Annotated in this window: 18 protein-coding genes and 1 other RNA gene; 7 read left to right on the forward strand and 12 right to left on the reverse strand. The window is 65.2% G+C overall.

What is annotated here, in order from left to right:
• Positions 1–38: 38 nt before the first annotated feature.
• Positions 39–2,903, forward strand: coding sequence for a valine--tRNA ligase (locus tag KVF90_RS16170; RefSeq protein ID WP_264394568.1), 2,865 nt, complete (start codon positions 39–41; stop codon positions 2,901–2,903).
• 1 nt (position 2,904) lies between these two features.
• Complete coding sequence (locus KVF90_RS16175) at positions 2,905–3,639, forward strand: 7-carboxy-7-deazaguanine synthase QueE (RefSeq protein WP_264392587.1); 735 nt, start codon at positions 2,905–2,907, stop codon at positions 3,637–3,639.
• A 119-nt stretch (positions 3,640–3,758) separates the two neighbouring features.
• Here KVF90_RS16175 and KVF90_RS16180 read toward each other — a convergent pair whose 3' ends face one another.
• From KVF90_RS16180 to KVF90_RS16205, 6 genes are all read right to left on the reverse strand, one after another.
• Positions 3,759–5,456, reverse strand: coding sequence for an ATP-binding protein (locus KVF90_RS16180; RefSeq protein ID WP_264392588.1), 1,698 nt, complete (start codon positions 5,454–5,456; stop codon positions 3,759–3,761).
• Positions 5,457–5,563: 107 nt separating this feature from the next.
• The gene (locus KVF90_RS16185) at positions 5,564–6,328 is read right to left on the reverse strand and encodes a TIGR02186 family protein (protein ID WP_264392589.1); all 765 of its coding nucleotides are present in this window, start codon (positions 6,326–6,328) and stop codon (positions 5,564–5,566) included.
• A gap of 10 nt (positions 6,329–6,338) precedes the next feature.
• Complete coding sequence (locus tag KVF90_RS16190; RefSeq protein ID WP_264392590.1) at positions 6,339–7,256, reverse strand: sulfite exporter TauE/SafE family protein; 918 nt, start codon at positions 7,254–7,256, stop codon at positions 6,339–6,341.
• 390 nt (positions 7,257–7,646) lie between these two features.
• Entirely contained in the window at positions 7,647–8,753 is a 1,107-nt protein-coding gene (locus KVF90_RS16195; RefSeq protein WP_264392591.1) for a hypothetical protein, read from the reverse strand.
• The gene (locus KVF90_RS16200) at positions 8,750–10,174 is read right to left on the reverse strand and encodes a glycosyl transferase family protein (RefSeq protein ID WP_264392592.1); all 1,425 of its coding nucleotides are present in this window, start codon (positions 10,172–10,174) and stop codon (positions 8,750–8,752) included. Before KVF90_RS16200 ends, KVF90_RS16195 begins: the two co-directional genes overlap by 4 nt.
• A 119-nt stretch (positions 10,175–10,293) precedes the next feature.
• Positions 10,294–10,731 carry a VOC family protein gene (locus tag KVF90_RS16205; RefSeq protein WP_264392593.1) on the reverse strand — a complete coding sequence of 146 codons (438 nt, stop codon included), beginning with the start codon at positions 10,729–10,731 and terminating at the stop codon, positions 10,294–10,296.
• A 65-nt stretch (positions 10,732–10,796) separates the two neighbouring features.
• Between KVF90_RS16205 and KVF90_RS16210 the strand changes: the two genes are divergently transcribed.
• From KVF90_RS16210 to KVF90_RS16220, 3 genes are all read left to right on the forward strand, one after another.
• Positions 10,797–11,549, forward strand: a complete 753-nt coding sequence (locus tag KVF90_RS16210; RefSeq protein WP_264392594.1) for an SIMPL domain-containing protein — start codon at positions 10,797–10,799, stop codon at positions 11,547–11,549.
• 173 nt (positions 11,550–11,722) lie between these two features.
• Positions 11,723–12,529 carry a metallophosphoesterase family protein gene (locus KVF90_RS16215; protein ID WP_264392595.1) on the forward strand — a complete coding sequence of 269 codons (807 nt, stop codon included), beginning with the start codon at positions 11,723–11,725 and terminating at the stop codon, positions 12,527–12,529.
• A gap of 54 nt (positions 12,530–12,583) precedes the next feature.
• Positions 12,584–13,894, forward strand: coding sequence for a UDP-glucose dehydrogenase family protein (locus tag KVF90_RS16220; RefSeq protein ID WP_264392596.1), 1,311 nt, complete (start codon positions 12,584–12,586; stop codon positions 13,892–13,894).
• Here the strand turns inward: KVF90_RS16220 and KVF90_RS16225 are convergent.
• The 5 genes from KVF90_RS16225 to KVF90_RS16245 all read right to left on the reverse strand — a co-directional run bounded on the left by KVF90_RS16225 (position 13,870) and on the right by KVF90_RS16245 (position 17,087).
• A complete protein-coding gene (locus tag KVF90_RS16225) occupies positions 13,870–14,703 on the reverse strand; it encodes a hypothetical protein (RefSeq protein WP_264392597.1) in 834 nt (277 codons plus the stop codon). The two genes, KVF90_RS16220 and KVF90_RS16225, sit on opposite strands and share 25 nt — an antisense overlap.
• Positions 14,704–14,807: 104 nt before the next feature.
• Positions 14,808–15,235, reverse strand: an RNA gene (rnpB, locus tag KVF90_RS16230) — RNase P RNA component class A.
• A 34-nt stretch (positions 15,236–15,269) separates the two neighbouring features.
• Positions 15,270–16,001, reverse strand: coding sequence for an N-acetylmuramoyl-L-alanine amidase (locus KVF90_RS16235; protein WP_264392598.1), 732 nt, complete (start codon positions 15,999–16,001; stop codon positions 15,270–15,272).
• Between the two features lie 27 nt (positions 16,002–16,028).
• Positions 16,029–16,682: a histidine phosphotransferase family protein gene (locus tag KVF90_RS16240; protein WP_264392599.1), complete on the reverse strand. Its 654-nt coding sequence runs from the start codon at positions 16,680–16,682 to the stop codon at positions 16,029–16,031.
• Between the two features lie 9 nt (positions 16,683–16,691).
• Positions 16,692–17,087 (reverse strand): M67 family metallopeptidase, encoded by a 396-nt coding sequence (locus KVF90_RS16245; RefSeq protein ID WP_264394570.1) that lies wholly within the window; start codon positions 17,085–17,087, stop codon positions 16,692–16,694.
• A 16-nt stretch (positions 17,088–17,103) separates the two neighbouring features.
• Between KVF90_RS16245 and KVF90_RS16250 the strand changes: the two genes are divergently transcribed.
• Positions 17,104–18,057: an RluA family pseudouridine synthase gene (locus KVF90_RS16250; RefSeq protein WP_264392600.1), complete on the forward strand. Its 954-nt coding sequence runs from the start codon at positions 17,104–17,106 to the stop codon at positions 18,055–18,057.
• Between the two features lie 114 nt (positions 18,058–18,171).
• Positions 18,172–19,092 (forward strand): RNA polymerase sigma factor RpoH, encoded by a 921-nt coding sequence (gene rpoH / locus KVF90_RS16255; protein WP_264392601.1) that lies wholly within the window; start codon positions 18,172–18,174, stop codon positions 19,090–19,092.
• Positions 19,093–19,095: 3 nt separating this feature from the next.
• On the opposite strand, the gene KVF90_RS16260 is transcribed toward rpoH, so the two are convergent.
• Positions 19,096–20,004, reverse strand: a complete 909-nt coding sequence (locus tag KVF90_RS16260) for a hypothetical protein (protein WP_264392602.1) — start codon at positions 20,002–20,004, stop codon at positions 19,096–19,098.
• Positions 20,005–20,008 lie beyond the last annotated feature (4 nt).

Here is a 20,008-nt window from a genome sequence, read left to right on the forward strand (position 1 = left end):
TGCATCGCAACATAGGTGCTGGCATGGCGCGGGGCATTATGACCGAGACCTTGCCCACCACTTTCGACCCTGCCGATATCGAAGCGCGCTGGTACGCGCATTGGGAGGCGAATAATTGCTTCCGGCCCGACCGGCCCGATGCGGAAGCCTTCACCCTCGTCAACCCGCCGCCGAATGTGACCGGCAGCCTGCACATCGGCCACGCGCTCGACAACACCTTGCAGGACGTGGTGGTCCGTTACGAGCGGCTGCGCGGCAAGGACGCGCTGTGGGTGGTCGGCATGGATCACGCCGGGATCGCCACGCAGATGGTGGTCGAACGCCAGATGGAAGCGCGGCAGGACAAGCGCACCAATTACTCGCGCGAGGCCTTCGTCGACAAGGTGTGGGAGTGGAAGGCCGAAAGCGGCGGGGCGATCACCGGCCAGCTGCGCCGGCTGGGCTGTTCGATGGACTGGAGCCGCGAACAGTTCACCATGGACCCGCACTTCACCAAGGCGGTGATCAAGACCTTCGTCGATCTTTACAACGACGGGCTGCTGTATCGTGACAAGCGGCTGGTGAACTGGGACCCGAAGCTGAAGACCGCGATTTCCGACCTTGAGGTGGAAACCCAGACCATCGCAGGCAGCTTCTGGCACCTGCGCTATCCGCTGGCGGACGGCGCGCGCTTGCCCGATGGGCGTGACTATCTGGAGGTCGCCACCACTCGGCCCGAGACGATGCTGGCGGACATGGCCGTGGCGGTGAACCCGGCGGACGAACGCTATGCCAGCGTTATCGGCAAGTTTGTCGTGCTGCCGCTGACCGGCCGCCGCATCCCGGTGATCGCCGATGAACACGCCGATCCGGAACTGGGCTCGGGCTGCGTCAAGATCACCCCGGGGCATGACTTCAATGACTTCGAAGTCGGCAAGCGCGCGGGCTTTGCGCCTGCCGAGATGCTCAACATGCTCGATGCCGAGGCGAACGTCTGCCAGACCGCCGATGGACTGGTGCCCGACGAATTCCTCGGCCTCCACCGCTTCAAGCGCAACGGCGTGGACGGCGCGCGCGAGTTGGTCGTGGCGCGTATGAAGGAGCAGGGCTTCCTCATCCCCCACATCACCAAGAACAAGGACGGCGAAGAGGTCGAGCACGACGCCGAACCGCGCCAGATCGCGACCCCCTTCGGCGACCGCGGCGGCGTGGTGATCGAGCCGTGGCTGACAGACCAATGGTACGTGAACGCCGCGGAACTCGCCAAGAAGCCGATCGAGGCGGTGCGTTCGGGCGACATCGCCATCGTGCCCAAGACCTGGGAGAAGACCTTCTTCAACTGGATGGAGAACATCCAGCCGTGGTGTGTCTCGCGCCAGCTGTGGTGGGGCCACCGCATTCCGGCTTGGTTTGGGCCGGGTGTTTCCGAAGACGGCACCGGCTTGGATTATTTAGGCCTGACTGACGAAATCGTGACTTTCGTCGCTGCGACAGAAGAAGAGGCTTTGGCGAAGGCCAAGAGCTACTACCTGAGCGCCGGAATCGAGGACGCGTCCCCGTATATCTCTGCTAGCCCGCTTGATGATGATCTGACGCGCCATTGGAACGAAATCCAGCTGTGGCAGGACCCCGACGTCCTCGACACGTGGTTCTCCAGCGCGCTGTGGCCCTTCGCCACGCTGGGCTGGCCGGAGAGCGATAGCCCGCTGCTCCAGAAGCACTTCCCCAACAGCCTCCTCATCTCCGGCTTCGACATCCTGTTCTTCTGGGATGCGCGGATGATGATGATGGGCTTTTACAACATGGGCCAGAAGCCCTGGGACACGCTCTACCTCCACGGCCTCGTGCGCGCGGCGGACGGGGCGAAGATGTCGAAGTCCAAGGGCAATGTCGTCGATCCGCTCGGCCTCATCGACCAGTACGGGGCCGACGCGCTGCGCTTCTTCATGGCGGCGATGGAAAGCCAGGGCCGCGACATCAAGATGGATGAAAAGCGGGTGGAGGGGTATCGCAACTTCGCCACCAAGCTGTGGAACGCGGCGCGCTTCTGCCAGTCGAACGGTATCGGGGCTTCTTCGAGTGTGAAGGCCCCGACCGCGCGCCTCGCCGCCAACCAGTGGATCATCGGCGAGGTCGCGTCCTGCGTGACCGAGATCGAGCGCGCGATGGCCGACCTGCGTTTCGACGCGGCGGCCAACGCGATCTACCAGTTCACGTGGAGCAAGTTCTGCGACTGGTATCTGGAGCTGATCAAGCCGGTGTTTGCCGGTGACGCGGACAGCCCGCCCGCCGTGGAAACCCGCGCGGTCGCCGGCTGGGCGCTCGACCAGATTCTCGTCATGCTGCACCCCTTCATGCCCTTCATCACCGAAGAGCTGTGGCACAAGCTGGGCGCACGCGAATACGAGCTGATCGTGGCGCAGTGGCCCAAGCCCGAAGCCGAGGTCTCGAAAGAGGCGACCGACGCGATCGACTGGGTGATCGACCTCACCACCAGCACCCGCTCGGCCAAGAACGAACTCGGCATTGCGCCGGGAGCGAAGCTGGCTGCCTATCTCGCGGCCCCTTCCGATGTGGCGACCCGCACGATCGAACGCAGCAGCGCCGCGATCGAACGCCTCGCGCGCCTGACCCCCGTGACCATCGGTGAAGCACCCGCAGGCCCCGCCATGCAGGTGACCGCCGGAAGCGATGTTTTCATCATCCCGCTCGAAGGGATTGTCGATATCGCGGCCGAGAAGTCACGGCTCGAAAAGGCGCTGGCGGCTTCGGAGAAGGAAGCCAAATCGCTGGGCGGCCGCCTGTCCAACCCCGCCTTCGCCGAGAAGGCCAAGCCGGAAGCGGTCGAGAAAGCCCGCGCCGATCTCGCCCACCACACGGGCGAAGTCGAGCGGCTGACGGCAGCGCTGGCGCGGCTGGGGTGAGGTGAACCTCACCCTCGCCACCGACGATACCGGCGGGCCGGAGATTTTCGCCTCGTTGCAGGGCGAAGGGCCGAGCATGGGCGTGCCGGTCGCCTTCGTGCGCCTATCGCGCTGCAACCTTGCCTGCACGTGGTGCGACACGGCCTACACGTGGCGCTTTGAAGGGGACAACCGGCCCCACAGCGACGGCATCGCCTTTGACCGCAAGGCCAATCAGGTGACGCTCTCGCCGGAAGATGCTGCCGCGCGGATCGCGGCCCTCGGCCAGAAGCGGCTTGTCATCACCGGGGGCGAGCCGCTGCTTCAGGCAGGCGCGCTGGCCGAGATGCTGGCGCACCTGCCGGACATCAGTGTCGAGATCGAGACCAACGGCACAGTCGCCCCGCCTGCGCGGCTGGATGTGCGGGTCGATCAATACAACGTCAGCCCCAAGCTTGCGCACAGCGGCAACCCCGCCGATCTGGCGCTGATCCCCGAACGCCTCGACGCATGGGCCGCCGAACCGCGCGCTTTCCTGAAGTTCGTGATCGCCGCGCCGGAGGATGTGGACGAAGTGTTGGCGCTGCACGCCCGCTACCGCTTCCGGCCCGAACGGGTGTTCCTGATGGCGGAAGGCACCGACAGCGCCACCCAGCGCGAACGGCAGGCGTGGCTGAGCGGGCTATGCTTGGAGCATGGATTCCGCATGAGCGATCGGCTGCATATTCACCTCTACGGGGATACCAGAGGGACGTAGCCTCTCGTCATTGCGAGGAGCCGGAGGCGACGCGGCAATCCATGGACTGCCGTCGCACCAGCCGCACTCTTCGTCCATGGATTGCTTCGCTGCGCTCGCAATGACGAAGGGGGGCTTCTTTAACCCTGACTTCTCCAGCGCATCACCACGCGCTCGACCAGCTCGTCTTCGCCGCCGTCGGTGTTCCACAATTCGGCGAAGCTCGGGTCTTCCGAAGCCGGTCGCTTGTGTTCCTCAAGGGTGTCGAAGGACACACGGATCGGGATGGCCACGCCCTCGCCGCAGATGATGCATTCGCGGTTGCGCAGCGCCGGGATGGAATCGAGGAACCCGCGCGCGCCTTCGGGCATGGCGGCTTTCACGAAGGCCTGGTCGCGGTCGTTGTTGAGGCGCATCGCGATGATCGTGCCGCACTGCGACAGCACGCCTTCGGCAAGGTCGGAGGGACGCTGGGTGATCAGACCCAGCGAGATGCCGTATTTACGGCCTTCCTTGGCGATGCGGCTGAGGATCTTGCCCACCGAAGATCCATCGGCGTTCTTTTCGTTGGGGACGTAACGGTGCGCTTCTTCGCAGACCAGCAGCACGGGCCGCGTCTTTTCCTCGCGCCCCCAGATTGCAAAGTCGAACACGAGGCGGCTGAGCACCGCGACCACGGTCGAGGTGATGTCCGACGGCACGCCCGACACGTCGATGATCGAGATCGGCTTGCCGTTGCCGGGCATCCGGAAAATCTTGCCGATGAATTCGACCATCGTGTCGCCCACCAGCATGCCCGAGAACATGAACTGGTAGCGCGGGTCGGCCTTGATTTCGTCCAGCTTGCCCTTGATCCGCATGAAGGGTGCGGTGGAGGTGGCCTTGTCGAGCCGGCCCATCTCGTCCTGAAGGATGTTGCTGAAGTCCGACAGCAGATAGGGGATCGGCGAATCCACCGTGATCTTGCCCATCGTCTGCGCCAGCCGGTTCTTGCTGCGCGCGGCGAGCAGACACTTGGCGAGAATATCGGCATCGACCTGGCGTTCGTTGCCGCTGCTCGACAGCAGGACTTCGCAGTGCTCCTCGAAGTTCATCAGCCAATACGGCATCTGGAGGTTCGAGACGTCGAGAATCTGGCCGGTGGTGCGGAACGCGGCGGAGTATTCGCCGTGCGGGTCGATCATCACGATGTGACCCTTGGGCGCGGCTTCGCAGATGCGGTGCAGGATCAGCGCGGCGCTGGTCGACTTGCCGGTCCCGGTCGAACCGAGCAGCGCAAAGTGCTTGCCCAGCATCGCGTCGATATACAGGCCGGCGCGGATATCCTTGGTGGGGAAGACCTTGCCGATGGTGATGCTGGCGCGGCCATCGCTCGCGTAGATCTGCTCCAGATCGCGGGTGGTGGCGGGGTAGAGCATCGCACCCGGGATAGGATAGCGGGTGACACCGCGCTTGAAGCTGTGAATGCGGCCCGTCAGCTTTTCCTCGCCGCCTTCACCGAGGAAGTCGATATGGGCGATGATCCCGCCATCGGTGCGACGATCCTTGCGCTGGTCGCGCACGTTGGCGAGCAGCCACGAATCGCCGACGCGGATCTTGATCTGGCTGCCGACCTGCCCGGCCAGCGCGATCGAGGGATCGGCGTCCTTCATGCATTCATTGATGCGTTGCAGGTCGAGCGCGATCTGCGAGCCCGAGCCGGAAATCTCCAGCACCACGCCAATCGGCAGGCGCGCATTATCCTGCGCGCCGCGGCTATAGGCCGCCGTCACTTCATCGGTGCCTTCCGGATTGGGACCGGTAAAGCGCTCGAAATCCTGTCTGGCGTGGTCGCTCATCGGCGCAATTTCCCTCGCGCGGCCTTATTGCAGCGAAGGCCAGATAGGGCCGGTGAGGTTAAAATCGGGTCAACGCCGCCCAAACGCGCCCCGTCTGGCAGGCGGGATCAGGCGCGGGCGAACAGGCGACCGGCGAGCCAGCCCATGCCGAGCGACAGCGCGATTGCGCCCAGCCCGTAGAAGAACGACCAGCGCTGCGCCGCAGTGACCACGCGGCCCTCCAGCCCGGCCTTGACCACTTCGATCCGCGCGGTCGCGCTCGTCAGCACCCGTCCGCGCGCGATGGCGAAGGTTTCGGCGGTGTAGCGCCCGGTGGTGACGTTGGAGGGCAGATCGATGCGCGCCTGATAGAGCACCTTTTCGCTGATGCTCACCCCGCGCGGGTTTTCCTGAAACAGCCCCTGCTTGCGCCGCAGTTCGACCAGCCCTTGCGCAAAGCGGGCCTGTTCCTCCAGATCGATCTGGCCCGAAGGCGAAAGCTGGATGAAGTCGGTCCCCAGCTCGTAGATGGCGGCGGTGCGTTCATCGACGATCTCCTTCACAGGCCGCGACGAGGCGACCGCGAAGAACGAAGGCGCGGAGCGGAAATCGCTCGACCCGGCATTCATCCATATCCCGGCGATGCGGTCCTTTTCGCGGATGCGCACCGGTTCGGTCGGCCCCTTGAGGACGACGACAATGTCGTAATTCTCGGTGCTGGCCGCGCCGCCGGGATCGATTACCGCGCCGTAAAGCAGCAGCCGCGCGCCGGTGAAGCCCTGCCGCACCTCAATCAGCGACTGGCTGACCGCGGGCACCAGCACCGGCTCGCGCTGGGCGGACAGCGCGGCCCACGCGACCAGCGCAAACAGGAACCGCCCCGCGAAGCTCACGGCATATCTCTCAAAGCGGCACCACCGTGTAGATCTCGTCAGGCTGCACGCCGAGGCCGTAGAGCATCCGCAGCGCAATCAGCAGCACCAGCGCGGCAAGGCCAAGGCGCAGATATTCAGGCCGGGCCTTCAGCGCGATCTGCGTGCCGAACTGCGCCCCCAGCACCGAACCCAGCAGCAGCAGCGCCGCCAGCACCAGATCGACCGCCTTGGTCGTCAGCGCGTGGGTCATGGTGGTCACCATGGTGACGAACAGGATCTGGAACAGCGACGTGCCGACCACGACATTGCCGCTCATCCCGAGAATATACAGCATCGCCGGAACCAGCAGGAAGCCGCCACCCACGCCCATCAGCATGGTGAGAATGCCGACCAGCATCCCGAGGATCATCGGCGCGAGCGGGGAGATATACAGGCCCGAGGCATAGAACCGCCAGCGATAGGGCAGGCTGGCGACCAGCGGGTGGTGGCGGCGCTTTTTGACCTGTGCGCCCATCTTGCCGAGCAGGCCGGGACGCAGCGTGCTCACCGCCTCGCGCATCATCAGCGTGCCGATCGATCCGAGCATCAGGACGTAGAGAACGGAGATCACGACATCGATCTGGCCGAGCGTCTGCAACACGCTGAACAGCCCCGCTCCGATCAACGCGCCGACAATCCCGCCGCCAACCATCACCGCGCCCATGCGGTAATCGACGCCCTTGCGCCGCGAATGGGCGAGCACGCCCGATACGCTCGCGCCCGTCACCTGCGTCGCGGCAGAGGCCGCAGCGACCGTCGGCGGGATGCCGTAGAAGATCAGCAGCGGCGTTGTCAGAAATCCGCCGCCGACGCCGAACAGACCCGACAAAATGCCCGTCAGCCCGCCCAGCAGCACGATATAGAGGCCGTTGACCGAAAGATTCGCGATGGGCAGGTAAACGTCCATGCGCGATGGCTTAGACTAGCGCGCAGGGCGATGAAAGACATGGTGGCCGCGTTCCTGTTGGTTCGGCAGGCGCAGCCATTTTTCCGCGCAGGACGCCCCTGTCGGTCGCACCGCGAGGATCCCGCGATCGCCCCAAAAACTAACCTATGGTTGATTGATAAACATTCAAATTATTGAATACTAATAAAGATTTGTAATTCACGTCAGACTTGTTAGCTGACGGGAATGGTGTCGCGCCTTCTTGAAATTCTCCGGCTGATCTTGTTCCGCCATCGCTGCCCGCACGGTGTTGCCGATTGCAGCAGCGCGAACCTGTGCGCGGAATGCTATGATGACCGTCAGTGGTAGAGGATGAACGCGAAACCGCGTTGATCGCGGCGTCCCTGCCCGTCAGAACCCGGTAGAAAGAGTCGCGGTCACGCCTGAATCCGGGCCGGCATCGCCCGCCACCCGCTCGCGCCAGTCGACCGACAGGCGCGCGGGCACAGGGCCGATCCGCAGGTCGAGCCGCATGGTCGGCCCCACATCCAGCCGCTGCGCATCGCGCTGCGCCCCGCCCCACGCCGCCGCACCGATGCTGAGGCGCAGCGCATTGTCGCTAAAGCGGGTGACCCTTGGCAGCTCGCGCGTGACGCTCGCCTGCCCGTCGGCGAAAGCAGTGGAGCCCGGTCCGCCGACCCAGCCCGCCTGCCCGTACGCCTCCAGCTGCGCGCCGTAAGGCAGGCGCACCGGAGGCAGCTCGCTCACCACATAGGCCGCCGGACGCACGGCATTGCCGAACGCCGTGTCGGTGTAACGCACCTCGCCCGCCGCACGCAGCGGCACCTGCGGCACAGGACGCAGCGACGCGCCGAGCGCCAGCTCGCTCTCTCCCTGGCTTATCAGCGCGCGATAGGCGCGGGCGTAGAGCCGGGGATCGCGGGCGCTGCCGGGGGCGAGGCGATATTGCAGCACCGCCCCCGCCTGACTCGCGCCGTAGATCGGTACGCGCCCTTGCGAGACCGGAGCGGCATCAGACCCCTGCCGCCAGAACGCCCATGCATCGAGCGACCAGCGCCGCGCGGCGGGCAGGCTTGGCGCAGGCAATGGCGGGGGCAGGAAGGGCGCGGAAGAGGGCGGGATGCTGTCCGCGGCGAGGGGTGCCGGAGCGAGGCCCGGCGCGGTCGCCTCGCGCGGGGGCTGAGGTTCGAGCATACCGGCGATGCGCAGCAGTTGCGCCGCACCCGTCAGGTTCGTGCCATGCGGCGGCACGGGCTGGTGAAATGCCAACCCGCCGACCTCGCTCGCAGCAGCGAGAACATCCGTCGCGGCAGCGTTGGGCGGTAGCGGTACGGCTGAAAGGGGCGGTGCATCGGGTGACATCGCAAGCGCATTGCCTTCCACCGGGAAAGGATATTCCCACCACACCGCGCGCAGGCCTATCCAGCCGGACAGCAGCGCCGCCAGCACGATCAGCGGCGCACCGCGTACCCGGGCGGGACGGGAGCGCGCGGTCATATGCGGGCTGCGCCTGCCAGACCCGGTTCGGCGGCAGGGTGCGCGTCATGCTCGGTCTTGTCCCACGCGGCCGCGCTTCCGCCCAGCGTGCCGATATAGGTCATTACCGCGCGCCGCCCGGCGATGATGGCGATGACGTTGGCAAGCGGCAGACGCAGCACCGCCAGAAGCCCCTCGGCAAAGCCGTATTCGCGCGCGGTGAAGGCGAAGCGCATCGCGATCCGCCACAGGAACGCCACTGCGTTGGCGGTCAGCACCGCCGCGAGCAGCGGGGTGAGCGGCGGCGGCTCGGCCAGACCGGCGATCACCATCATGCCCATAATGCCGGTGAGCAGCACCAGCGCATAGCCCACCAGCATCACCAGCGCGGTCATCGGCCCGCGGCGGTCACGGGCGCGCATCCAGAACTCGCGCAGCCCACCCGCCCAGCCGACCCGGTCCCAGCCCTGCAAGGCGATCCCCAGCACCCAGCGGCTTTTCTGGCGCACCACGGTATCGAAGCTGTGCGGGAAAAAGGCGCGGGTGGCGATCAATCGCCCATCCTCGCCGCGCGCGCGGATGAAGCGGCAGCGCCCGCCCTCCGCAGCAATGGCGAGGCCGAGCTCGTAATCCTCGGTCAGCGAGTCGCTGGCGAAGGGCAGTGCATCACTCTGGCGAGCGACCAGCCAGTCGACCGCGCGGCGCGAGGCGGCGCAGCCCACGCCCGCGCCCGGCAGCCCGACGCCCAGCGCATCGCGCACCACCATCGCCTTGCCATGCGCCTCGGCGAATTCCTCGCAGTAATGGCTGCCGATCTGCCGCGCGAACCAGCCGCGACCGCGCGGCACCAGCGGCTCGACCGGCAGCTGCACGAAATCCGCGCCCGCCGACAACGCCTCGTCCAGCAGGCCGAGCGCGCCCGCATCGACCATGTCCTCGGCATCGTGGAAAACCAGCGCGGCAAAGCGCTGCCCGCCGCGTTCCTCATCCAGCGCGAGCGCGGCGTAGAGACGGTTGAGGCAATCGGCCTTGGTGGTCGGCCCGTCATCATCGACGATCACCAGCCGCAAGCGCGGATCGTTGCGCGCGGCGGCAATTGCCGCGTCGAGTGTGGCGGGATCATTGCGGTAGCAGCCGACATAAAGGCGCAGGGAGGCGTGCGGCCATGTTTCGAGCAGATGACGGATCGTCTGCCCGATCACCGCCGCCTCGCGCCAGGCGGGAATCAGCACGGCGACGGGGCCGGACAGTGCGCGATGATGCAGCGCGATGCGGCTGCGCCGCGCAGTCGCCGCGCGCCCCGTCGCCCGCAACCAGAGCCACGCGCCATCGACCGCCAGATCATCGAGCGCGCCGATCAGAAAAAACGCCCCTGCAAAAAGCAAGAGTTCATGCTGTAACAGGGCAAGCCCCTGCCACAGTGCAGGCTCAATTATGGACAAGGCGACCCCCTTCCCCAAGTAAGGCAACAAGTTACCTTGGCAGAGACCGCAATGCAACCGGGCTGATTATTTTGATGGTATAAATCGTTTTAAATTCAGACGCTCAACGGCGGGGCTACTTACCAGCTACCAACATTGGGCATGCTCGCCCAAGGCTCGGCCGGTTCAAGATTGCCTTGCTGAAGCAGCTCGATCGAGATCCCGTCGGGCGATTTGACGAAGGCCATATGGCCATCGCGCGGGGGGCGGTGGATGATGTGTCCGGCGTCCGCGAGGCGCTGGCAGGTCTCGTAGACATTCTCGACCCGGTAAGCGAGGTGCCCGAAATTGCGCCCGCCGGTGTATTCCTCAGCGGCACTGCCATCGGCCGGCGGCCAGTTATAGGTGAGCTCGACTTCAGCCAGCCCCGCCTGCCCGGGTGCGGCGAGGAAGATCAGCGTGAAACGCCCGGCCTCGCTGTCAAAGCGGCGGACCTCCTCCAGCCCGATCAGCTTGAAGAAATCGACCGTCGCGTCCGGATCGGACACGCGGATCATGGTGTGGAGGTACTTTACCATTCAAACTCCATTCATCGACGATGATGCACAACTCGTCGCATCAACTCTTTCTCGAGGAACATGGTATGAGCGGCGATGATGTGCAACCGGCGAATGCGTCCAGCGGTGTTCTGCAACAGCCCGCCAGCCTGCGCTGGTTCGGCACGGCGGCGATCCTTTCCGTCGGCATGATCGCAGGCGGATACCTGCTGGGTGACGGGCTGCTGCGCGCCAAGGATGCCGAGCGTGCGGTCACCGTGCGCGGCCTGGCCGAGCGCAACGTGACCGCCGATCTGGCCACCTGGACGATCTCCTACTCCGCATCGTCCACCAGCCTTGTCGAAGCGCAGAACAAGGTGCGCGGCGATACGCAGGCGATCGAGGCGTTCTTCAAGGATCTCGGCTTCCCCGCCGATGCGCTCCAGCCGACCGGCGCGAACGTGACGAGCTTCACCAATGAAGGCGTCACCACCTACACCGTGCGCCAGCGGCTCGCGCTGCGCACCACCGATATTGCCCGCGCGCAAAAGGCGGTCGCCCGCCAGTTCGATCTGGTCGGCCGCGGCGTGTTCATCGAGGAAGGTTCGGGCATGGCCTACACCTTCACCAAGCTGAACGACATCAAGCCCGAGATGGTGGCCGAAGCGACCAAGGACGCCCGCGCTTCCGCCCAGCAATTCGCCGAGGATTCAAACTCCGGCGTCGGCAAGATCAAGGACGCGACACAGGGCTACTTCGAAATCGAGGCCCGCGATGGCGAGGCCGGCGGATGGGGATCGGCGGACAGCCCTTACAAGAAGGTGCGGGTCGTCACGACTGTCAGCTTCACGCTGGATTAAGGCAGGCTGGCGCTATTGGGCGACAATATCACACCGCTGGTCGTGCGCGGGAGAGGGTTTGTTGCGCGGCAACGTTACGGACGGTATGCGCGCCCCCCTGCCACGATGGTGTGACCACAATCGCCCGTGCGCAGCCCATTCCGGGTTCGCCTAACCTGATCGCTTCATTGACCATGCTCCAGAGATTGCGCGACCTGTTCAGTCCCCCGCCACCGCCCAAATTGCCGGCGGTGCCGGAGGGTACGCGCTATTATGCCATCGGGGATATTCACGGACGGCTTGACCTGTTCGAGGCGATGATCACTGCCATCGAAGCGGAAATGGCGGCCGCGCCCGAAATTGACCACCGCATCATCCTACTCGGCGATCTGGTCGACCGGGGGCCGGACAGCGCCGGGGTGGTTGCGCGGGCGCGCAACTGGCAGCAGACCCGCAACGTCCGCATCCTCGCCGGCAATCACGAGGAGATGTTCCTCGCTGCCTTCGAAAAGCCCGAGGCGCTGCGCCACTTCCTCAAGCATGGCGGTCGCGAAACGGTGTTGAGCTACGGCTTTTCGACCCGGCAGCTTGCGCAGCTGACGCTGGAGGAAATCTTCGAGCGCTTGCCCAAACTCGTATCGGAATCGACGCGCGACTATATCGCCGCCTTCGAACCGATGATCCGCGCGGGCGATTATGTGTTTGTCCATGCCGGTATCGATCCCTCGCGTCCGCTGGGCGAACAGAAGCGCAGCGATCTGCTGTGGATTCGCGAGCGTTTTCTCAGCCACGAAGGCCCGCTGGAAAAGGTGGTGGTGCACGGCCACACCATCTTCGAACGGGTGATGGATTGCGGGAACCGGATCGGAATTGACACTGGCGCTTTTCGATCGGGTGTGCTTACAGCGCTCGTGCTCGAGGGCGAGCAGAGGCGGATCGTTCAAGCCCGCACGGATGATGGCGGGCCGGTGGAGATTTTCCACGGTGACCAGGCAGAATAGGGGCCGCAATCCGCAGCGCCAGCCGTCGTCGGATTCCTTTGAGGGCATCAGTTCATGAAAATTGCGATGGTGGGGTCGGGCTATGTCGGGCTCGTATCGGGGGCGTGTTTTGCCGATTTCGGGCATGACGTCGTCTGCATCGACAAGGACCAGGGCAAGATCGACCGGCTGCACGCCGGGATCATGCCGATTTACGAGCCGGGCCTCGATGCGCTGGTTGACAGCAACGTCAAATCGGGACGCCTCGCCTTCACCACTGATCTGGGCGAAGGCATTGCGGGCGCGGATGCGATCTTCATCGCGGTCGGCACCCCCAGCCGCCGGGGCGATGGCCACGCCGATCTGACCTTCGTCTATGAAGTCGCGCAGGAAGTGGGCGAGAAGCTGTCCGGCGCGGCGGTGATCGTCACCAAGTCGACCGTGCCCGTCGGCACCGGCGACGAGGTGGAACGGATCATCCGCGAAACCGGCACCCCTCACCAGTTCGCGGTCGTCTCCAACCCCGAATTCCTGCGCGAAGGCGCGGCAATCGGCGATTTCAAGCGCCCCGACCGCATCGTCATCGGCGCGGAAGACGAATTCGGCCGCGAGGTGATGCGCGAGGTGTATCGCCCGCTGTTCCTCAATGAATCGCCGATCCTATTCACCAGCCGCCGCACCAGCGAGCTGATCAAATACGCCGCCAACGCCTTCCTCGCGACCAAGATCACCTTCATCAATGAAATGGCCGATCTGTGCGAAAAGGTCGGCGCGAATGTGCAGGATGTGTCACGCGGTATCGGCATGGACAACCGCATCGGCGCCAAGTTCCTGCACGCTGGCCCCGGCTATGGCGGATCGTGCTTCCCCAAGGACACGCTCGCGCTGCTCAAGACCGCAGAGGATTACGACAGCCCGACGCGGATCGTGGAAGCTGTGGTCAAGGTCAATGACAGCCGCAAGCGGGCGATGGGCCGCAAGGTCGTGGATGCGCTCGGCGGCTTCGATGAAGCGCGCGGCAAGAAGGCGGCGCTGCTCGGCCTGACCTTCAAGCCCAACACCGATGACATGCGTGATAGCCCCGCGATTGCGGTAGCGCAGACATTGATGGATGCGGGCGTGGATGTCGCCGCCTATGACCCCGAAGGCATGGAGCAGGCCCGCCCGCTGCTGCCCGGCGTTACCATGTGTGACAGCCCCTATGCCGCCATCGAAGGCGCGGACGTGGTGGTGATCGTGACCGAATGGGACGCCTTCCGCGCGCTCGACCTGAAGCGCGTCAAGGAACTCGCCAACGCCCCGGTGATGGTCGACCTGCGCAACGTCTACAAGCCGGACGACATGCGCGCCGCAGGCTTCACCTATGTCAGCGTGGGCCGAGCCTGACCGCCGCCCAGCCAGTGGCGGCGGTTCTCCTTGCGGGATAGCTGCCACACGGTGACGGCCAGCACCAGAATGATGCCGAAAATGGCCGCCGCGCTGATGCTCGCAAAACGCGCGCCCCCAGCCGCATTGATCGCAATCAGCGCCCAGCTGAACACCAGACCGTAAAGCGGCGCGCCGCGCACGCGCGCGGCTGCGATGGCGGCAATCACCGCGCCGATCACGATCATCACGGTGGTGACCAGCGGCGAAGGCTCCGCAGCGGCGAAGCCGTGATACTTGAGGCTCGCCGCGATGTTGACGATGCTTGCTGCGGTCAGCCACGCCGCCAGCGCGCTGAAGGCTGGCGCAGCAAAGACGCGCTCGCCCCGCGATAAGGTCGGCGCGTGAACCAGCGCGCGCAGCACGATCAGCAGGCCGCCGAGCGAGACGAGGATGATCACCACCGACACGAAGGTGAGGTTCGCCAGCTGGGTATAGGTCGACCATACCCCCTGCGCCGCCAGCGCGACCGCGGCGGGCCATGCGATGCGGTCAAGCAAGGCGTTGGTGCGCTGCGCAGGAAGCGCCTGCCAGATGGCAAAGGCCACCGACAGCGCGAACAATGGTCCCCAGATGGCGAAGGCCCAGCCCGCAGGCGTGATCAGCGTGCGCACCGCGTCAGAGCGGTCTCCGATGAATTCGCCGATGCCGAAGCGCGGCAGGAAGCCTGCGCCGATCTGCACCACCACCGCAAGGATGATGGCAATACGCTGGACCAGCGGCCGGGCCGTCGAAGCACGCGGCGTCATGGCCGATCCGATCACCTGCATTGGGGCTAATCCTTAAGGGTGCCGGGACGGGGATTCCGTCCTCAAGTAGCAAAGCGGTAGGACGACAAGTCCGTCCTCAAGTAGCGTAGCGGTAGGACAACAAAAACGTCAGGGGGCCATCATAAGCCGGGTTCTGTCTCCGCACACGGTATCCCCGAGGGGACCTGCCGCGCGGTGGCAGCCATTCATCTGGTCGCCGGATTGCTCCGGCGCTCTAGCAGCCAACCCGGACCGCTCGGGGCGAAACACCCCTACCCTTCCTTGCGGACGGGCGCGCGGCCCCTATTCGGCCTTGCTCCGGGTGGGGTTTGCCATGCGGTTGCTGTTGCCAGCCCCCCGGTGCGCTCTTACCGCACCCTTTCACCCTTGCCTGTCCCCCGGAACTGGTCCGGGGCCATCGGCGGTTTGCTCTCTGTGGCACTTTCCCTTGCCGCCCTTGCGGGCAGCCGGCGGGCGTTACCCGCCACCCTTGTTTCGTGGAGCCCGGACTTTCCTCGCGTCTTGCGACACGCGGCTGCCTCAGGCCCCCTGACGATGGGGGCTATAGGCTTGACCTGAGGAGATTGCTAGCGCGTCCGCCCCTGGTCGCGGTCGAGCAGCAGCTGCCACAGGATCGCGGCGATTTCGCCATCGGGGATGCCGGTGATGTGTTCGGGCCGCCAGCGCCGTTCAAACGCCTCCACCGCCCTGGCCTGATCGGTGATGTCATAGCCGAAGCGTTCGAGCGCGAGGAAGAACGAACCCTCGTTGTGGAACGGGTTGCCCGCGGCAAGGCATTGCGGGCGCGGCAGGCACAGCTTGTACTGCGCCAGCCGGTCCCACGGGAACAGCTCGCCCGGATCGACCTTGCGCATCGGCGCGACGCAGGAATGGCCGACGACATTGGCGCGCGGGATATCATATTGCCTGACGATCCGCGCCAGCAGCGGGATCAGCGCGTCGATCTGGCTATCTGCAAACCCGCGATAGCCCCCATTCTCGGGCGCGTGGCCGGGGTGATCCAGCTCGATCCCGATGCTCGCCGAGTTCACGTCCGGAATGCCGCGCCAGTAGCTCGCCCCCGCGTGCCAGGCGCGGCGGTCCTCGGGCACCAGCCGGATAACCTCGCCTTCTTCGGTGATGCAGTAATGCGCGCTCACCGAGGATCCGGGATCGCACATCCGCTCCAGCGCGGCTTCGACCGGCTTCATTTCGGTATAGTGGATCACCACCATCGAGACCGGCAGCGTCCGCGCGCCATGATTGGGCGAGAGCACCTCGCGGTGGACCAGTTCGTCGCCCGTCCCGCCGTCGATCATACCCCCGTGCCCCCCGACATCGCAGCCTTAGCCGATCATGCCTTCAGGCTCGGGCAGCACCGCACCCAGCACCAGCGCGCCATCGCCCAGCTTGTACTGGAGGCCGCCCTCCATTTCCTCGGCGAGCACCGCGATCATGTGTGCGGCGGCGGTGCGGCTGGTGATCTCGCCTTCATCAAGGTCGCCCTGCAAGGCGCGGCCGATGGTTTCGTCAAAGGCGATCCGGTCACCGCGCGCACGCGCCACGATTTCCACCGCCCCGTCGCGCCGCTCCGCCCCGATGTCGAGCGTCCCGCCGCGCACCAGCGCGTCCAGCGCGATCTGCGCGAGGTTGAGCATGACCTTGACCGCGGGCTTGGGCAGGCTCGGCTCGGCAATCGCCCAGTTGACCTCGACCCGCTTGGCGTCCGAGGCCAGCGCGTCGATCACGTCCTTGGCTTCGTCAATCGGGATCGCCTCGCCAAAGCCGCCCGCCGCGCCGAACGCGAGGCGGAAGAACTTGAGCTTGTCTGTGCTGATCTTGGCTGACTGCTCCAGCAGCTCCATACAGCGCGCGCGCATTTCGGGGTCTTGCTCGTCGGCAAGCAGCTCCAGCCCGTTGGCGAGCGCGCCCACCGGGGAGAGCATGTCATGGCACAGGCGCGAGCACAGCATCGCGGCGAGATCGGTCTGGGAAATCATGGGACGTTCCTACCCATCGACACGCGCAAAGGAAAGTGCGGTGAAGCCCTGTTCCCCGTCCATCCAGAACCTTACGTCTGTTCCCGCGACAATTGCCCAGATCCGCCCGTCTCCCGATGCCGATGCGCGGTCGGTCGCGGAAGGGACGGGATCGCCGGTGGGGTGCGAGTGGAAATAGCCGAGAACCTGCGCCCCGCCCGCCCGTGCGGCGCGGTGCGCGTCGATCAGGGCTTGGGGGTCGATTTCGAAATGGGTTTCGGGCGCGGGGTGGACATTGCGGGTCTCGCGGGCCTGCGTGATGCAGCGCCCCTCGCCCAGCAGGATACCGCAAGCCTCGCGCGGGTGCGCGGCAGCAGCGGCGGCCTGCATGGCGGCGAGGGCTTGGCTTGTCACAGCGATCTCCATCACGCATGGCCATACCATGTCCGACAGCGAAATCATCACCGGCACCATTTCCGCCCCCGCCCGCCTCGACAAGGCCTTGGCGGAGGCAACCGGGCTCAGCCGCGCGCGGGTGCAGGGGTTGATTGACGAAGGCCGCGTCGATGTGGCGGGCAAGACCGCGACTGCGGCATCGATGAAGGTGGCCGAGGGCACGCCGTTCCGGATCATCATCTCCGCCGCCATGCCCGCCCAGGCCGCGGCCGAGATCATTCCGCTCAATGTCGCATATGAAGACGCGCACCTGATCGTGGTCGACAAGCCTGCGGGCATGGTCGTGCATCCGGCGGTGGGCAATATCACCGGCACGCTGGTCAACGCGCTGCTCCACCATTGCCGGGGGCAGCTTTCCGGCATCAATGGAGTCGCGCGCCCCGGGATCGTCCACCGGATCGACAAGGACACTTCCGGGCTCCTTGTGGTCGCCAAGTCCGATGCCGCGCACGAAGGGCTGGCCGTGCAGTTCGCCGCGCACACCGTCCACCGCCGCTACATCGCGGTCACCGCAGGCCACCCCTCCCCTGCAACAGGCACCATCAACGCCCGCGTCGGCCGGTCGGACAGCGACCGAAAGAAAATGACGGTGCTCCCCAACATTTCCTCGCGCGGGAAAACGGCGATCACCCATTACAAGGTGCTGGAACGGCTGAACGAGGCCGCAGTGATCGAATGCCGGCTGGAAACGGGGCGAACCCACCAGGTCCGCGTTCACTGCGCGTCAATCGGCCACCCGCTATTGGGAGACCCTGCCTATGGCCGCACACCCAAATCCTTGCGCCCCGTGCTGGAACGACTCGGTTTCGCCCGGCAGGCGCTCCACGCCGCGGAATTGGGGTTTGTTCACCCCGTTACCGGCGAAAACATCCGTTTCAGCAGCGATATTCCGCAAGACATGGCGGAACTGATCGACGAATTGCGCGATAGTAATCGATGAAACGCGCATACATCTGACAGATTTTCGCGTATATTCGTAACCCGTGGCCCAGTTCGCGGGATGCCCATCAGGGGTCCGGCGCAAGCGGTCGACGCTAGAAAGGTTAGGTAACCAGTGACCAAGTCTACAACTGCCCGAACCAGAACGAGTTCGGTTCCGGCGCTCAGCGGTGAGCAGAGCCTCAACCGCTATCTCTCCGAAATCCGCAAGTTTCCGGTGCTGACGGCCGAGCAGGAATATATGCTCGCCAAGCGCTATCAGGAACACGAGGATCCCGAAGCCGCTGCCCAGCTCGTCTCCAGCCACCTGCGGCTCGTCGCGAAGATCGCGATGGGTTACCGCGGCTATGGCCTGCCCGTTTCCGACCTGATCTCGGAAGGGAACGTCGGCCTGATGCAGGGCGTCAAGAAGTTCGAACCCGATCGCGGTTTCCGCCTCGCGACCTACGCGATGTGGTGGATCAAGGCTTCGATGCAGGAGTTCATCCTGCGCTCGTGGAGCCTCGTGAAGATGGGCACCACCGCGGCGCAGAAGAAGCTGTTCTTCAACCTTCGCCGGATGAAGAAGCAGCTCGAAGCTTACGAGGACAGCGACCTCAGCCCCGCCGACGTGACCAAGATCGCAACCGACCTCGGCGTGCCCGAGCAGGAAGTGATCAACATGAACCGGCGCATGATGATGGGCGGCGATGCGTCGCTCAACGTCAGCTTGCGCGGGGACGAGGAAGGCTCCGGCCAATGGCAGGACTGGCTGGCGGATGACCGCCCGCTTCAGGACGAGACCGTGGCCGATGCCGAGGAATCGCAGATGCGCATGGCGATGCTTTCCGAAGCGATGGAAAGCCTCAACGAGCGTGAGCGCCACATCCTGACCGAACGCCGCCTGACCGAAAAGCCGCAGACATTGGAAGAACTGTCGCAGGCTTACGACGTCAGCCGCGAACGCATCCGCCAGATCGAAGTGCGCGCGTTCGAAAAGCTGCAAAAGGCAATGCAGCGCATCGCGGGCGAGCGGTTGCTTCCTGGGGTTGCGTAAGGCTTAGTCGTCCGAGAATTGCGAAGGGTCGGAGCCGGAAGCAGCTTCGACCCTTTGTCGTATGGTGACGACCTCGCCCTGCCGAGTTGCCACCTCTCCCTCGGCGTCGACCTCGCGGACAACTCCGGTGATCGTCGTGGTGATTCGGTCGGCAGCGGCCTCTTCGACTACGGTGATCGTGCTCTTGCCAGAGAACTGATGGCTGGCGATCTGGGCCAAGGCTTCCTCGCGCGTGACCGTTTTGCCGCTGACTTCGGCCACCACCATAATCGTGTCGGCGGCGGAATCGCGCAGGTAAGCGGGGTCGATGGCGGCGGTACCAGTGAATACCCGTTGGCCCGGCGGCGTATCGGATGCAAGCACAAGGGTCACACCGGTGCCAGTGTCAGGCAGGCGGTAATCAGCGCCGTCCTCCAGCGGAATGAGACTCAGATCGCTCTTCAGAATTCCCTCGACCGCTGCGTCGGGATCGCATTCGATCTGGAACACGCTCCAAGTGAAATAGTAACGCCCACAAGCCTCAGTGGTCACCTTTATGGCCGCAAGAAAGGCATCGCGGCGCGCCAACATATCGTCTCGGTTTGCGAGAACAGGCGTGGCGCCGGGGCATTCGCGCAACACGATTGGCATCTGCCATTCGACCAGCGGTCGCTTCCGTTCAGGGTCATCGATCAGGTCAAAGATGCGGGTGCGGCACCCTGCGACATCGGCGCGCACCTCCTCCCGATAGGCACTACGTCCGTTCGATGAGCCCGAGCTACCATGACCTTCGGAACTCGTGCTGTAGCGGCTGGTGATCTTGTAGTGCGTTACCTCAAGCGCTGCCGCGCTGTCGTCAGCCGACGCGGCCGCCGGGGCGCTGGCGCACGCCAGCACCCCGGCAAGCGCCAGCGCGATGAGCCGCCTGCTCATCCCG

It is taken from the genome of Porphyrobacter sp. ULC335, assembly GCF_025917005.1.
Lineage (GTDB): Bacteria > Pseudomonadota > Alphaproteobacteria > Sphingomonadales > Sphingomonadaceae > Erythrobacter.